This is a genomic window from Avibacterium avium, assembly GCF_900454535.1.
Lineage (GTDB): Bacteria > Pseudomonadota > Gammaproteobacteria > Enterobacterales > Pasteurellaceae > Avibacterium > Avibacterium avium.
In genome coordinates this window covers 1164023-1180884 of record NZ_UGSP01000001.1, presented here as the reverse complement: position 1 = coordinate 1180884, position 16862 = coordinate 1164023, and the positions used below count along the sequence as shown (strand labels likewise).

Genomic DNA, 16862 nt, shown 5'->3' with positions numbered 1-16862 from the left:
ATTTCTGCCCCTTTTCTTTATTTGGATAAACTTAACAGCTTTGTATCGCCTAGCTTTGTGTATTTTTTCTATTTCGCCATAGCTGAATCACGTTAATAATAACAATAAAACCGTCCAACAAAACCACTGGAATTGCGTGGGTATAAATTGCATAAATAGTTACAAAAAATGCGCCGATGGCATTGAGTAAACGTAACTTAAAAAGCGAATTGGTCATAAAGGAAAGCACAACAAGTGCCGTACCAAAATAACCAACAATATCCATAAATAAATCCATTCTAAATTTCACTTATTTTTGTTATTAAAAGGGCGCACATATTACTCAATCCATAAGGTTAAGTAAATGATTTTGAAAAAAAAGTGCGGTCTTTTTTACCGCACTTTTCTATCATCTTTAACAATGTAACAAGGAAAACTAACCCGTATTACGCATTCCCGCTGCAATACCTGTGATGGTGATCATCAAGGCTTGTTCAACATCAGGATTTGGATTTTCTGGATTTTCACGCAAGCGGCGTAATAATTCCACTTGTAATAAGTTAAGTGGGTCGGTGTAAATATTACGCAGCGCGATAGATTCGGCAATCCAAGGAAGATCAGACATTAATTGATCTTCGTGCGATAAAGACAAGATTGTTTGAATATCCGCTTTTAATTGTTCGCGTAATGATTGCCCTAAATACCACAATTCAGGTTTCACAAGGTGCTGATCGTAATGCTCTGAAAGCCAAGTGTCGGTTTTGCTGAATACCATTTCTAACATTCCGATACGCGTAGAGAAGAACGGCCATTGTTTACACATTTCTTCGATCACATCACCTTTGCCTTGCTCAATGGCTAAACGCACAGAAGCGCCTGCGCCAAGCCAAGCGGGGAGCATTAAGCGGTTTTGCATCCAAGCGAAAATCCAAGGAATGGCACGCAAACTTTCTACCCCACCATTTGGATTACGTTTTGCAGGGCGTGAACCTAATGGCAATTTTGACAGCTCTTGCTCTGGCGTTGCAGAACGGAAATAAGGCACGAAATCTTTATCGCCACGCACCACGCCACGATAAATTTCGCAAGACGTGGTGGAAAGCTCGTCCATCACTTCTCGCCACGCCGTTTTTGGCTCTGGCGGTGGTAATAAATTGGCTTCTAAAATTGCACTGGCGTAAAGATCCAAACTGCCCACTGCCACCGCTGACAAGCCGAGTTTAAAGCGGATCATTTCCCCTTGTTCAGTAACACGCAAGCCGTTTTTCAATGAGCGTGGTGGTTGAGAAAGTAACGCTGCGTGTGCTGGTGCGCCACCGCGTCCGATTGTGCCGCCGCGTCCGTGGAATAAGGTAAGTTCGATGCCGAGTTCTTCGCACAAATTCACTAGCTGCTCTTGCGCACGATATTGCGCCCAAGAAGCCGCCATCATTCCAGCGTCTTTCGCACTGTCGGAATAGCCGATCATCACCATTTGTTTGTTGTCAATCACTCCACGATACCAACCGATATTGAATAATTGGCGCATTACTTCTTCCGACGCATCTAAGTCATCAAGGGTTTCAAACAATGGCACAACAGGCAAATGATAAGGCACGCCCGCCTCTTTCAAGAGTAAATGCACGGCAAGCACGTCAGAAGCCGTGCGCGCCATTGAGATGATATAGCAAGAAATCACGCCTTCAGGCTGGCTGGCGATCACTTTGCAGGTGTCTAGCACTTCTTGCGTTTCTGCTGAAGGCTGCCAATCACGCGGTAACAATGGCCGGCGTGAGCTTAATTCACGGATTAAGAAGGCTTGTTTGTCGTCTTCTGTCCATTGTGAATAGTCACCTAAGCCAATGTAACGGGTGATTTCAGCGATGGCATCAGTATGACGGGTGCTTTCTTGGCGAATATCAAGACGAGAAAGGGATAACCCAAAGCAACGGATACGGCGTAAGCAATCAAGTAGTGCGCCGTTAGCGATAATGCGCATTCCACATTGGTGTAGAGATTGATAGCAATCGTAAAGAGGTTCCCAAAGCTGTTCGTCATCAGTGAGCAGTTCTTGCTCAGTTACAACTGGGGTTCTGCCCTCCAATAAATCGCCGTAATACGCCACGGTTTTAATCAATTTGCTACGCAAATCTTTCACCACAAAACGGTAAGGCTCTAAGTGATCGCCATATTTAGCACGAAATTCTGGCGTGCATTCAATCACCGAAAGCTCATCGGCGAGTAATTTAATCTCTTCTAAAAAGAGCTCAGCCGCTTTCCAACGATTCATTAGCAACACTTGGCGCGTGGTTTGCGCAGTAACAAATGGATTACCATCACGGTCGCCTCCCATCCAAGAAGAAAAACGCACAGGGGCAAGATCCACCGGCAGCTGCACCGCAAAATTTTTCTCTAAATGGAAGTTAAATAAACGGCAGAATTCTGGCACGGCTTTCCATAAACTGTTTTCAATCACCGCCATTCCTGCTTTGGCTTCATCAACAGGCGTTGGACGTTGAATACGAATTTCATTGGTATGCCAAGCAAGGGCTATCAGCTGCATTAAACGGCGTTTAAGTTTGGTGGTTTCCGCTTCGGTTAAATCATCGTGTTCCAAACGGCTTAAACAGCGGTTGATTTCAACGTGTTTATGCCCGAGTGAACGGCGTGTTACCTCTGTTGGGTGAGCGGTAAGCACCAGTTCAATAATCAATTTTTGCACCGCATCAAGCACTTTTTCTGTTGGCACATTTTGCGCTTTTAAGCGTTGAAAGAGCGCTTCTAAGGTACGGTCGGAAGACTCTTGGTCAATATGCTGACGGGAAATGGTTTGATATTGCTCAGCAATATTGGTGAGGTTTAAGAAGTGGCTGAAAGCACGCGCCACAGGAATGATATTTTCATCGGAAATCGTGGCTAGTATTTCAAGCAATTGTTCACGGGATTTTTCATCACCTGCACGGGAATTTCTTGATAATACGCGAATTTTTTCAATTAAATCAAGAATTTCACTACCTTGCGCATCACTAATGGTTTCCCCTAAGAAATGCCCAAGCATATTGATGTTGTTGCGCAGCGTTGTGTATTGTTGGATCATAAGCACCTCACAAAAAAGTAAATTCGTTTTCTGAGATAGATATAATCAAAAATAGGGAGAAAGGTCAATTATTTAAAAGATAAAAAATAATATAAATCAAAAGTGAGGTGGTTTTTCTATAAATTTTTCTAGCTTTTTTATATAAAATCTAAATAAGTTGCAAATTTGTTAAAACAAATAAAATGCCCGTGCTTAACGGGCATTTTACTGAGCGGATAAATTGACGTTAATTACATTTTTTTCACCGAACTACGAATCACCAATTCAGGGTGCATTTCAATAATTTCGTGCTGTCCCGATTTCTCGCTAATGCGTTGGAACAATAAACTCACCGCTTGTGCACCTAAACGAGATTTAGACTGGTGTATCGTAGTGAGTGGCGGCGAATAAAAGCGTGAAGCGTGAATATTGTCATAACCAATGATGGAAATATCATCAGGCACTTTCAGCCCTTTTTCACCAATGGCAGAAATTGCGCCTAGCGCCATTACGTCATTACAGCAAAACACGGCCGTTGGCAGTTCATCTTGCTTTAAGATTTTATTCATACATTCATAGCCGTCTTCTGGCTCAAAAAAGCCCTCCATCACCCAATTAGGGTTAATGGGCAAGTTTGCCTCTTCCATTCCTTTAACAAAGCCTTCATAGCGTGTTTTGGCGGTGGTTTTAATTAATTCTCCCGCGATAATACCAATGGCTTTATGTCCGTTATCAATCAAATATTTGGTTGCCATATAACCGCCCTCAAAGCTGTTATCTTGAATAATATCAGTGTTTTGATTATTCGGTCCCCAATCCATTACCACCATTGGAATATCCGTGAAATTCGCCAATAGATCAAGAGAATCTTGCGTATATTCTGCACACATCACCAATACGCCGTCCACGCGTTTTTTGGCGAGCATTTCTAAGTGATTTTTTATTTTTTCAGGCTCATTTTGTGTGTTACATAAAAATAAAGAATAGCCTTGGCGATAACAATGCTCTTCTACTGCGTGAATAATTTCCCAAAATAAGGGGCTTCACTGGTGGTAACGATCATTCCAATGGATTTTGTGGTATTAACTTTCAAACTTCTCGCTACTGCACTTGGTGAATAATTGAGCGCTTGAATGGCGTCACGTACTTGCTTTTCTGTTTCTGGCGCAACAAAACGGGTTTTATTGATTACATGAGATACGGTCGTGGTGGATACGCCCGCCATTTTTGCCACATCTTTAATTGTTGCCATAAATCCTCCAAAAAATTTTGGCTATTATAAAGGGCGAAATCGAATTGTTAAGGCTTATTGTGAAAAAATTTGCGCTGTATCACAGCTTTTTCAGCGTTAGTTAAGAAATTTTCTTTTTTTCGTAATTTTGCTATAATCCTGACAAGTTTTATCAACTTTTAGGAGTAAATTATGGGTACATTTGGCTATGCAATGATGATGGTTATTCTTTCTTTAGGCGTTATTCTTACCCTCGCCTCATCAATTTTTTAACAAAAAAATAGCGATTTAAAATTAAAATCTCGCCAAAAGAAGCTAAGTTTATTGAGACTTAGCTTTTTTATATCCATTATTTTGATGATGGTTATAAAATAAAAATAAACCCTACTCAAGTAGGGTTTATTTAGTTCCTAAATTAAAATAATACTAAACAAATAGAAAATTAGAGTTTATCTGCGTTTTGTTTAAGGTATTTTGCTACACCTTCTGGGCTATCTTTCATCCCTTCTTTACCTTTTTCCCATTGAGCTGGGCAAACTTCACCGTGCTCTTCGTGGAATTGTAACGCATCTACCATACGGATCATTTCGTCAATGTTACGACCAAGTGGAAGATCGTTTACAACTTGGTGACGAACCACGCCATCTTTGTCGATTAAGAACGAAGCACGAAGTGCAACACCAGCTTCTGGGTGTTCGATACCGTAAGCTTGTGCGATGTCGTGTTTAACGTCTGCTACCATTGCGAATTGAACTTCACCGATACCACCGGCATCAACAGAAGTTTTACGCCACGCATTGTGAGTGAATTGAGAGTCGATAGACACACCAACTACTTCAACACCACGGTTTTTGAATTCTTGATAACGGTGATCGAATGCGATGATTTCAGATGGACATACGAAAGTAAAGTCTAAAGGCCAGAAGAAGATAACAGCTGGTTTACCTTTGATGTGTTCTTTTAAGTTAAAGTTATCAACGATTTCACCGTTGCCTAATACTGCTGATGCAGTAAAATCTGGTGCTTGACGAGTTACTAATACCATAGTACAAATCTCCTATAAAAAATTGATGATAGATATGCTTAAATAACAATAAGCGTAAATCGGCAAATATTCTAAAGAAAAGCACCGCACTTGAATAGCTGTTTTTATCTATTAAATTGATTATTTTTACCTAAATTTAATAAAAGTAAGGAAAATTTATGAAAGCAAATACTACATCAAACACCACTTTTGTCCACGCTGGACGTAAAAAGAGAATGACGCAAGGTAGCGTCAATCCAGTGATTCAGCGAGCTTCTTCGCTGGTTTTTGATTGCCTTGCAGACAAAAAAGAAGCGGGCAAAAATCTCACCAAAGGGGCGTTATATTATGGCCGCCGCGGCACGCTCACTCATTTTGCTTTGCAAGATTTAATGTGTGAATTAGAAGGCGGCGCGGGTTGTTATCTTTACCCTTGTGGCGCAGCTGCCGTAACCAATGCCATTCTATCTTTTGTTGCCACAGGGGATCATATTTTGATGACGGGGGCGGCTTATGAGCCAACTCAAGTATTCTGCAATGTGATTTTGCAAAAAATAGGCGTGAGTACCACTTATTATGATCCGCTTATGGGCGCGGAGATCGCCACTTTAATGCAGCCTAATACCAAAGTAGTGTTTTTAGAATCACCAAGTTCACTCACAATGGAAGTGCCTGATATTCCTGCCATTGTAAAAGCGGTGCGTGCGGTGAATCCTGACGTGGTAATAATGATTGATAATACTTGGGCGGCTGGCGTATTGTTCAAGGCATTGGAACACGGTATTGATATTTCGATCCAAGCTGGCACAAAATATTTAGTGGGCCATTCCGATGCAATGATTGGCACGGCGGTTTCCAATGCCCGTTGTTGGGATAAATTGCGTGAACATTCTTATTTAATGGGGCAAATGGTGGATGCGGATACCGCTTATATGACTGCGCGTGGTATTCGTACCTTAGCAGTTCGCCTTAAACAGCATCAAGAAAATAGCTTAAAAGTGGCGCAATGGTTGACTCAGCAGCCTGAAGTCAAAACCGTGTATCACCCTGCTTTGCCAAGCTGCCCAGGACACGAAAACTTTAAGCGAGATTTCACTGGCGCAAGTGGGCTGTTTTCTTTTGAGTTAAACGAAAAATTAACCCAAGAACAATTAGAACGTTTTATGGATCATTTTGAGCTCTTCTCAATGGCCTATTCTTGGGGTGGATTTGAATCTTTAATTCTGTATAACCAACCTGAAGAAATTGCCAAAATTCGTCCAAATATTGCACGCACGCTCACTGGCACATTAATTCGTGTACATATTGGTTTTGAAGAAGTTGAAGATTTAATCGCTGATCTGAAAGCTGGCTTTGAACGCTTGAAAGGCTAAACTGGAAAGGCTAAGGGCTAAAAGCACAGACCCCAGCTAAAAAGTGGGGTCGTTTTTTGGCTAAAAATTAATTTTCTTTTTTCAATTTGATTTCTTGCACCCATTTATTCACTAAACGTTTCCCTTCTTCTGCTGAGCCAAAACGCTCAAAGTCAATATTAATCGGCTTTAAGGTTTTTGGATCAACGGATTTCGGTGAAGCTTCGGCATTCACATTGGTTGGAATTTGATATACTCCCGTTTCACGCCACGGAATTTCTTGTGCTTCTTTGGAGAGCGCCCAATCCACAAATAATTTCGCATTATCTAAATTTCTTGCGCCTTTGATAATGCTTAATCCACCAAGGGAATAACTATCTCCCTCGCAAGGCAAAATGGCTTCCACTGGTGCACCATTTTCTTTCTCCGTAGCATAACTATGCACAAAGCCCACGCTTACCGCACTTTCACCGCGAGATAGATTGCTGGTTACTTGCGCACTTTTCATATATTGCGATACATTCGCATCAAGCTGTTTTAAATATTCAAAGGCTTTTTCTTCCCCTAAAAGCTCAATGAGCGTAACAATGGCCGTATAAGTTGTACCTGAAAGCTGTGGATCAGGGATTTGAATTTGCCCTTTTAAGCGTGGATCGAGCAAATCTTTCCAACATTTTGGATACTCTTTAATACCGAGTTCAGCAAATTTTTCCGTATTCACACCAAAGCCGAGAACAAGCATATATAAAATAGACGTAAATTCGCCTTTTTTATCTAACAAGGCTTTAAATTGTGGCATTGTTTCCGCTTGTTTTGGTGAGCGATAGGGGCTAAGCAAGCCGAGATCTGCCGCCTGATGATGCAATTCGATTGTGCCGCCATACCACACGTCTGCTTGCGGATTATTTTGTTCCGCTTTTAACTTGGATAAGGTTGAGCCAGTGCTGTTACGCACAAACTGGGTTTGCACATTGTATTTTTTACTAAAGGCTTGCGTGATTTTTTCACAAGTTGAGCTTTGCACACTACAATATACCGTCAGCCTGCCTTCCGCCTGCGCAGGATTGGCAAACAATGCACTCACCCCTAAGCAAAGTGCGGTAAAAATTTTGCTAAAATTTTTATTTAGAACGTTCATCATCATTCCTACTCTTTTCCTTTCACATCTATGATAAACACTTCCGATTGCGATCCCAATCGCATTGGGATTCCCCAAAACCCATAACCTGAAGTTACGAAAAAATGTCCATTGCCAATTTTCTCATAACCATAATCTAAACGATATAACACTTTTGTGATCAAACTTGCGGGAAACACTTGCCCTTTGTGCGCGTGGCCTGAAACTTGAATATCGATCGGTAAGGTGGAATGTTCCATAATTTCTGTTGGACGATGATCTAACAGAAAAATCGGTAAATCCCTTTTTGTTTTATCACGGGTTTTATCAAGAGAGGCTAAAATTTGTTTAGTTTTTGGCCGCGCTTTGAATAAATCATCATTGCGTCCAATCAGTACAAAACGGTTATCCACTTCTAGTGCTTGATCCATCAGAACCGTAATGCCCGCCTTGCGGATTTCTTTCGCAATGGCTTGTTGCTGACCAAAGAAATCGTGATTGCCTAAAGTGGCATAAACTCCAAGGGGCGCACGCAGTTTAGCAAGGTGTGGTTGCATTTTTTCCGCCACATAAGCTTGAATATTATCGTCCATAATATCACCGGGAAGTAAAATAATATCCACCTTTTGTTCATTCATTATTTCAGCCAGTTGATCTAACTGTTTCCCTCCAAATAAACGCCCAAGGTGAAAATCACTCGCCATTCCAATGCGTAATGGTTTGAATGGCTTATCCAGCTTAATTTCATAATGAACAACCTGAGGAACATAAGCATTATAAACGCTCAATCCAAGCAAGCCTGCTAAACCCAATGGATAACACCAAGATAAAGTGCGGTGTAATTTTGACTGAAATTTTTGTTTTCTAAACACAAAATAAATTGTCGCACAAGCCAAACTGACAAAGCTCGCAAATAACAAAAATGCCAAAATAAATGCACTGAGGCGAAACATTGGGTAAATGCGAGAAATGGTAAGTAACACAATCGCATTTGCCACAAGGTAATTTAACAAACGAATAAAACGTGGCAATGCCGTGTTTTTAGGTGAAAAATACAACCAAGATAGGGTGCGGTTAAAAATAAAAATAAAGAGCTGCAATAAGATAAAACAAATTGCGAAAATGAAATAATGACGCATTTCCAACTTCTACTTTCCTTTAAAACATAAAAAGTGCGGTATTTTTTACCCCACTTTTTGGCTTCAGAGCCAAACAAAAAACTAACAAATTCCTGTTAGCCATAAAATAAGGGGATATGATGCCACATATCCCGTAATAAATTAAACTTTAAAACACGCAACTAAATGCTGTTCATTTCCTTCCAAGCGTGGTTTGCTGAGTGTACATTCAGTGTCGGCAATGGGACAACGAGTACGGAACACGCAGCCTGAAGGCGGATTGATTGGCGATGGAAGATCCCCTTCCAGCAGCTGAATTTTTTTACCTCGTTCCAAATCAGGATCAGGAATTGGCACGGCCGACATCAGGGCTTTGGTGTAAGGGTGTTTGGTTTCATGGTACACCTTATCATAAGTGCCAAGCTCTACCCCATTGCCCAAATACATCACCAAAACGCGATCAGAAATATGTTTCACCACCGCCAAATCGTGCGCGATGAAAATCAACGATAACCCCATTTCTTTCTGCAATGATTTAAGCAAGTTTACCACCTGCGCTTGAATGGAAACATCAAGGGCTGAAACAGGTTCATCACAAATAATCAATTTGGGTTCAATGATCAACGCACGCGCAATGCCGATACGTTGGCATTGTCCGCCTGAAAATTCATGCGGATAGCGGTTGATCAAATTTGGCAATAAGCCCACTTTTAGCATCATTGCTTGCACACGATCTTTGACTTCTTGTGCCGATAAATGGGGAAAATAAATTTTCAGTGGTTCAGCAATAATATTTCCAATGGTCATTCGCGGATTGAGTGATGCCAAGGGATCTTGGAAAATCATTTGAATATCTTTACGCGTGTCGTGCCACTGCTTTTCAGATTGCTGGCTGAGATCTTTACCTAGCCATAAAATATTACCGCCTGCGGATTTCACTAAGCCGATAATGGAACGAGCAAGGGTAGATTTTCCGCAGCCAGACTCCCCTACCACGCCTAAGGTTTCCCCTTCATACAATTTAAAGGAAACGTGGTTTACTGCGTGCAAAGTTTGTTTTTTCTTAAATAAAAAGCCTTCGTTGCTTTGCACTTTGAAGTGTACGCTCAGATCTTCAACTTCTAATAATAATTTTTTCATCTTAATTCCCCCTTACCAGCTGGCTTGGCTCAATAAAACAAGCACGCAAGCGGTTTGGTGCAAATTGTTCCAATGGTGGGCTGTTTTGGCATTGTTCCGTTGCAAATTGGCAACGTGGACTAAACGGACAGCCCGTTGGCAAATGCAATAAATTAGGTGGATTGCCGGGAATAGTTAAGAGTTTATCTTCTTCAGAATCCAAACGTGGCACGGCGTTGATCAAACCAATGGAATAAGGGTGAGTTGGCTGATAGAAAATATCTTTCGCTGAGCCATATTCCATCGTTCTTCCCGCATACATCACCAGCACCTGATCGCAGCTCCCTGCCACCACGCCAAGATCGTGCGTAATCATAATAATTGCTGTATTAAATTCGTGTTTTAACTCATTTAATAGGGTCATAATCTGCGCTTGTACGGTTACATCTAAGGCTGTGGTTGGTTCATCAGCAATCAATAGTTTTGGACGACATAATAATGCCATTGCAATCATCACACGCTGACGCATACCGCCAGAAAATTCGTGCGGATACATTGCCATTCGCTTACGCGCTTCGGGCATTTTCACCGCGTCTAACATTTTCACGGATTCTTCAAAGGCTTGTTTGTAATCATAACCTTTATGTAGCACCAGCACTTCCGTGAGCTGTTCACCAATTTTCATATAAGGATTAAGCGAGGTCATTGGATCTTGGAAAATCATCGCAATTTGCTCCGCTCTTAAGCGGTTTAATTGTGATGGCGATAAACCTAAAATCTCTTCGCCATTAAAACGGGCTGAACCTGAAGTTCTGCCGTTATCTGCCAATAATCCCATTAAGGCAAACGCGGTTTGCGATTTGCCTGAGCCTGACTCCCCTACAATGCCTAGGGTTTCCCCTGCGTTGAGGGTAAAAGTTAAATTATTCACCGCAGTAACCTCGCCGTCTGGCGTTTTAAAGGTTACTCTTAAATCTTGAACATCAAGGAGAGGGTGTTTTTCGTTTTTCATTTTCTCACCTTATCGATCTTTCGGATCAAGCGCATCACGCAAGCCATCACCAATAAAATTAAAACAAAATAGGGTTACCACAAGGAACAATGCGGGGAAAATAAGTAACCACGGTGTGGCTTCCATTGATTTTGCGCCATCATTTAATAAAGCTCCCCAGCTACTGAGTGGCTCTTGTGTACCTAATCCTAAGAAACTTAAAAAAGACTCAAACAAGATCATTCCCGGCACGAGCAAAGAAGCATAAACCACCACAACACCTAGCACGTTTGGCACAATGTGTCGCCACACAATTTGACGTGGCGAAACCCCACATACAATCGCCGCTTCAATAAATTCTTTCCGTTTAAGGCTTAGGGTTTGACCACGCACGATACGCGCCATATCCAACCAAGACACCATTCCAATTGCTACGAAAATCAGCAAAATGTTTTGCCCAAAGAACGTGACCAATAGGATCACAAAGAACATAAACGGGAAAGAATATAAGATCTCTAAGATACGCATTAAAATCGCATCGGTTTTACCGCCCACATAGCCTGCGGTTGCCCCATAAAGCGTACCAACTAAAACGGCGATAAACGCCCCTGCGATCCCAACTAATAAGGAAATACGTCCACCAATGGCAAGACGAACCAGAAGATCTCGCCCTAAGCCGTCTGTGCCTAAATAGTGCATTGATTCAAAATCTGGCGGTGAAGACATCATTGCCCAATCGGTATCATCATAGCTAAAGGGCATCAACATTGGTGCAAAGGTTACAAAAAGCAAAATGAGAAACAACACGAAAAGGCTCACCACCGCCGCTTTATTGCGGAAAAAACGGCGTCTGGCATCTTGCCATAAACTGCGCCCTTCGACTTTGTCTAATTGTTCCCCCAATTTTTCCATTAGTGCTTGATTTTCTTTTGTTTTTATCATTGTCTGCACTCCATTAATAACGAATTTTCGGGTCAATCACGGCATAAAGAATATCTACAATGGCATTGAACACAATGGTTAATGTGCCAACCAAAATAGTTAAACTTAGCACTAAGGAATAATCGCGATTTAACGCACCATTCACGAAAAGCTGCCCGATTCCCGGTAACACGAAAATACTTTCAATCACCATTGAACCAGTAATAATTCCCACAAAAGCAGGCCCCATATAAGAAATGACAGGCAACAGTGCTGGGCGTAACGCGTGTTTCAAAATAATTCGCGACATTGGTAACCCTTTTGCTTTCGCCGTGCGAATAAAATTAGAATGTAAGACTTCGATCATTGAGCTACGCATAATCCGCGCAATGCTAGCAATATAAGAAAGGGAAAGGGCAATCATTGGTAAAATCATATTGGTTAGCTGCCCGCCTTCCCAACCGCCTGAAGGCAGCCATTTTAAGGTAATAGAAAAAATCAGCACCAATAACGGGGCGACCACAAAACTGGGGACAACAATTCCCGTCATCGCAAAGGTCATTATCAAATAATCTAGCCACTTATTTTGTTTCAATGCGGCGATAACACCTGCGGAAATCCCACATACTAAGGCAATTAAAAAGGCTGAAAACCCTAATTTTAACGATACTGGGAAAGATTGCGCGACAAGCTGGTTTACGCTGTAATCTTTATATTTGAATGAAGGCCCGAAATCACCGTGTGCCAAATCTTTCAAGTAAATGCCATATTGCACCATTAATGGCTCATTCAAATGGTATTTTGCTTCAATATTAGCAATGACTTCTGGTGGGTAATTTTTTTCACTGGAAAATGGACTGCCCGGGGCAAGTCGCATCATAAAAAAAGAAACGGTGATTAAAATAAATAAGGTTGGGATCGCCTCTAAAATACGGCGAAAAATTAATTTAAGCATAAAATTATTCCCACAAAAAAATTTAGAAAAAAACACCCGCACTTTTCTTAAAATGCCAAAAGTGCGGGTAAAAAAGATTAATGTTTAATGATATAAACGTCTTTTAAATAATAGTTTTGTGCTGGGTGCGCATAAGCAAAGCCTTTCACCCAAGGTTTAATTAAACGAGGTTGAACATAGTGATAAACTGGCACCATTGCGGTATCCTCATCTAACAATCCTTCTGCTTTGGCATACACTTCTGCACGCTCATCATCGCTTTTCGCTTTGAATGAAGAATCAATCAAGGCATCATAAGCTGGATTTTTATAGAATGCAGTGTTGTTCGCACTATTGGATAAATAATAGTTCAAGAATGTGCTGGCTTCATTATAATCCGCACACCAACCTGCACGCGCCACATCAAAGTTGCCTTGATGACGAGTATCTAAGTAGGTTTTCCACTCTTGATTTTCCAAGGTGATATTGACCACGCCTTGTAAATTTTTCTTCCAAATGGATTGCGCGGCACTCGCCAGTTTTTTGTGGTTATCAGAGGTGTTATATAACAATTTGAAATTTAACGGGTGAGATTTATCAAAGCCCGCTTCTTTCAACAACTTAAGCGCTTCTTGATTACGCTGATCTTGCGTCCAATTTGCCCACTCAGGATTAGTCATTTTCTCAGCCCCATTGATAAATGGCGGGGTGAAAATGTAAGCTGGTTTTTGCCCTTGTTGTAACACTTTATCAGTTAAAATTTCACGTTCTAAGGCTAAAGATAAGGCTCTACGCACTTTTGGATTATCAAACGGTGCTTTGGCTGTATTGATTTCGTAAAGATAAGTACAAAGTTGCGGCGCGTGATAAAGCTCATCGCCTAATTCTTTTTTCACTTTGCCATATAATTCAATTGGAATTTCTTTCCCGGTAATATCTTCATCGCCTGCACGATAACGCGCCACATCTGTTGATGAAGATTCAATCGGCAATAACACCACTTTATCCAACACGGTGCGCGCGTTGTCCCAATAATTCGGATTGCGCTCTAACACGGCTTTTTCGTTTACCACCGCAGATTTCAGCACAAATGCCCCGTTACCCACGAGATTACCCGGTTTCGTCCAGTTATCACCAAATTGCTCTACCACTTTTTTATTTACTGGCGCTAACACATAATGCTCAACCAATTTATCTACATAAGGTACAGATTCAGTTAAATGTAACACTAGGGTATGATCATCTTTGGCTTCAATGCCGAGATCTGTAACAGGAAGTTTGCCTGCGGTAACTTGATCCGCATTTTTCAATTTCACAAATTCTAAGAAGCTTGCATAAGGTGCTGCCGTTTTCGGATCGGCTAAACGCTGCCACGCATAAACGAAATCACCTGCCACAACAGGATCACCATTTGACCATTTAGCATCAGGGCGAAGGTGGAATGTCCAGGTTTTGGAATCTGGGCTATGTTCCCAAGACGTCGCCGCCCCGGGAATAATATGCCCTTTCGCATCAGAAGTCACTAAGGTTTCAAACAACTGACGCGCATAATAACTTTCTACATCGCCTTCCATTTTTTGTGGATCAAGGGTGGCAGGGTTAGAACTAATATTCCAAGTTAATTCTTGCTTGTCAGCCAACTGTGTCCCAGCGGGTACCTCAGCCGCCATTGCCGACCCCACAGAAAGGGATAGCCCTAAAATGGCAGATAAAAGTGTTTTTTTGAATGACGTGTGCATCTTTTCCTCCTAGATTGTTTTTTATAAAATGGCTTTCATTAATAAAGGAATTTTCCAAGGTTGTAAATAAGAAATTGCGAAATCATCAGGAATTTTTTCTCTCTTTTCTAATCACAGCATTTGATTTACAAAAAATAGACAAAAAAGCACCGCACTTTTGTTTTAATTGGGCTGAATAATGTCACTAATAGTGCATAAAAAAAGCTGACTTCATGCTGAAATCAGCTTTATCGGTTAAATTACAAAAGGATTAATATCCCATCGCTGCGCCATCTGGATTACGCGGATCTGAAGCGCCGTAAAACCCACCTTCGGTTACTTGAACAACTTGTTCACGCCCCATTGTCGCTTTTGTCACGATATCGTAACCTTTTTGTTTAAGCAGCTCGATGGTGTCTGGGCTAATGCCTTCTTCAATGCGTAATTGATCTGGCTGCCATTGATGGTGAATACGTGGAACGTTGATGGCTTCCGCAGGATTCATTCCATAATCAATCACATTCGTAATACTTTGTAATACGGTTGTAATAATTCTCGCTCCGCCTGGTGTACCAGTTACCAACCAAGGCTTACCATCTTTTAATAGAATAGTTGGTGTCATTGAAGATAATGGGCGTTTTCCTGCTTGGATAGCATTTGCATCGCCACCAATCAAACCAAACGCATTAGGTACGCCAGGTTTTGCCGAAAAGTCATCCATTTCATTATTTAATAAGATCCCCGTGCCTTCAGCCACAATTCCAGATCCAAAATTGAGATTAAGTGTATAAGTTACCGCTACCGCATTTCCGTCTTTATCCATAATCGAATAATGCGTGGTTTGATCACTTTCATAAGGGATTGGATTGCCTTCTTTAATCTCTCTCGCTGGCGTTGATTTTTCTGGATTAATTTTTTTCACTAATTCATCTGCATAAGCCTTTGATGTAATGCCTGCCACCGGTACTTTAACAAAATCAGGATCACCTAAATAGGTTGCACGATCAGCATAAGCTAATTTCATTGCCTCAGCATAGTGATGAATCGCTTTGGCACTATTAACACCAAATTCTTTCATTGGATAATGGGATAAAATATTTAGCAATTGAACTAAATGAACACCGCCAGAACTTGGTGGTGGCATTGTTACCACTTTATAACCACGATATTCTCCCACGATTGGCTTACGAATTACTGCCTTATAATTTTTCAGATCATCAAGGCTAATTAAACCGCCGTGTTTTTCCATTTCTTGCACAATTTTTTGTGCGATCTCACCTTCATAAAACGCTGACTTTCCTTGTTGTGCAATAAGACGCAAAGAATGTGCTAAATCCTGCTGAACTAAATTATCACCAAAGGTAAGTGGCTGATCTTGCTTGAAAAAGATCGCTTTGGTACTTTTCCATTTAGCTAAATTGTCTTTCTCAACTTCTAACGTTGCAGCGAGTGTTGGACTAATCGCAAAACCTTGCTCGGCTAATTTAATTGCTGGCGCGATCACTTGCTCACGAGATAAGGTTCCCCATTTTTCTAATGCCAAAAGTAAGCCCGCCACCGTACCCGGTACACCCACAGCAGAGTGAGTAAATAAAGATTTCCCATCAACCAGATCACCTTTTTCATCTAAATACATATCTCGGTGTGCTTTTTGTGGTGCCATTTCTCTGAAATCGATGGTTATATTTTCACCGCTTTTGGCATCGTGCAACACCATAAAACCTCCGCCACCTATATTACCGGCATTTGGTAGTACTACAGCTAAAGCAAATCCTACTGCAACCGCCGCATCAATGGCATTCCCCCCCTGACGTAAAATATCCAAGCCAACTTGCGTTGCTAAATGTTGCTCTGTTGCTACCATTCCATTTTTGGCATATACAGGGTGAAAAATATCCTTGCTCTGATCATAACGTTGAGCCGCTAAGATAGATTGTTGCGTTGCCTCTGCGGAATATGCTGGTAAAGAAACCACAGATAAAGAAAAAGGAATCGCTAACAATGCAGCGATAAGTGATTTACGAAAATGCATAATGTGTTACCTTCCTGATAGTTATAATTTATAAAGATAGTTAGATTGCTGAACAACTTTCTGCTCAACAATCCCAATCAAAAAAACAAGCAAATTCTCATCACATAGAAAAATTTCACTCTATTTTTTGACTGCATCTATTTTTTAACAAAAAGATAACAATCCATCAATCATTTAATAATTATATTTAAGATCAAAATTACATAAAAAAGCACCGCACTTTTGTTTTTACGCATAAGAATCCCCATAAAACAGAGTTCCTATAAAACCA

Annotated in this window: 12 protein-coding genes and 1 pseudogene; 1 reads left to right on the top strand and 12 read right to left on the bottom strand. The window is 41.1% G+C overall.

The window, feature by feature from the left end; translation table 11 throughout:
• Positions 1-49: 49 nt before the first annotated feature.
• The 4 genes and pseudogenes from DYC50_RS05865 to DYC50_RS05850 form a co-directional block, all read right to left on the bottom strand.
• On the bottom strand, positions 50-277 hold the full coding sequence (locus DYC50_RS05865; RefSeq protein ID WP_115249384.1) for a CBU_0592 family membrane protein: 228 nt from the start codon (positions 275-277) through the stop codon (positions 50-52).
• A gap of 138 nt (positions 278-415) precedes the next feature.
• The gene (ppc, locus tag DYC50_RS05860; protein WP_115249383.1) at positions 416-3055 is read right to left on the bottom strand and encodes a phosphoenolpyruvate carboxylase; all 2640 of its coding nucleotides are present in this window, start codon (positions 3053-3055) and stop codon (positions 416-418) included.
• 230 nt (positions 3056-3285) lie between these two features.
• Positions 3286-4286: pseudogene (gene purR, locus DYC50_RS05855) on the bottom strand (HTH-type transcriptional repressor PurR).
• Between the two features lie 421 nt (positions 4287-4707).
• A complete protein-coding gene (locus DYC50_RS05850; RefSeq protein WP_103855102.1) occupies positions 4708-5310 on the bottom strand; it encodes a peroxiredoxin C in 603 nt (200 codons plus the stop codon).
• 158 nt (positions 5311-5468) lie between these two features.
• Between DYC50_RS05850 and metC the strand changes: the two genes are divergently transcribed.
• The gene (gene metC / locus DYC50_RS05845) at positions 5469-6662 is read left to right on the top strand and encodes a cystathionine beta-lyase (protein WP_115249382.1); all 1194 of its coding nucleotides are present in this window, start codon (positions 5469-5471) and stop codon (positions 6660-6662) included.
• A 67-nt stretch (positions 6663-6729) separates the two neighbouring features.
• Here metC and DYC50_RS05840 read toward each other — a convergent pair whose 3' ends face one another.
• From DYC50_RS05840 to ggt, 8 genes are all read right to left on the bottom strand, one after another.
• Positions 6730-7779, bottom strand: coding sequence for an ABC transporter substrate-binding protein (locus DYC50_RS05840; RefSeq protein ID WP_115250170.1), 1050 nt, complete (start codon positions 7777-7779; stop codon positions 6730-6732).
• 8 nt (positions 7780-7787) lie between these two features.
• Positions 7788-8903, bottom strand: coding sequence for a metallophosphoesterase (locus tag DYC50_RS05835; RefSeq protein WP_115249381.1), 1116 nt, complete (start codon positions 8901-8903; stop codon positions 7788-7790).
• A 135-nt stretch (positions 8904-9038) separates the two neighbouring features.
• Positions 9039-10016, bottom strand: coding sequence for a murein tripeptide/oligopeptide ABC transporter ATP binding protein OppF (oppF, locus tag DYC50_RS05830; RefSeq protein ID WP_115249380.1), 978 nt, complete (start codon positions 10014-10016; stop codon positions 9039-9041).
• A 1-nt stretch (position 10017) separates the two neighbouring features.
• A complete protein-coding gene (gene oppD / locus DYC50_RS05825; RefSeq protein ID WP_115249379.1) occupies positions 10018-11007 on the bottom strand; it encodes an ABC transporter ATP-binding protein in 990 nt (329 codons plus the stop codon).
• 9 nt (positions 11008-11016) lie between these two features.
• On the bottom strand, positions 11017-11928 hold the full coding sequence (gene oppC, locus DYC50_RS05820; RefSeq protein ID WP_103852557.1) for an oligopeptide ABC transporter permease OppC: 912 nt from the start codon (positions 11926-11928) through the stop codon (positions 11017-11019).
• Positions 11929-11941: 13 nt separating this feature from the next.
• Positions 11942-12862, bottom strand: coding sequence for an oligopeptide ABC transporter permease OppB (oppB, locus tag DYC50_RS05815; RefSeq protein WP_103852558.1), 921 nt, complete (start codon positions 12860-12862; stop codon positions 11942-11944).
• Between the two features lie 77 nt (positions 12863-12939).
• Positions 12940-14580, bottom strand: a complete 1641-nt coding sequence (locus tag DYC50_RS05810; RefSeq protein WP_115249378.1) for an ABC transporter substrate-binding protein — start codon at positions 14578-14580, stop codon at positions 12940-12942.
• Between the two features lie 250 nt (positions 14581-14830).
• Positions 14831-16591 carry a gamma-glutamyltransferase gene (gene ggt, locus DYC50_RS05805; protein WP_115249377.1) on the bottom strand — a complete coding sequence of 587 codons (1761 nt, stop codon included), beginning with the start codon at positions 16589-16591 and terminating at the stop codon, positions 14831-14833.
• Positions 16592-16862: the final 271 nt, after the last annotated feature.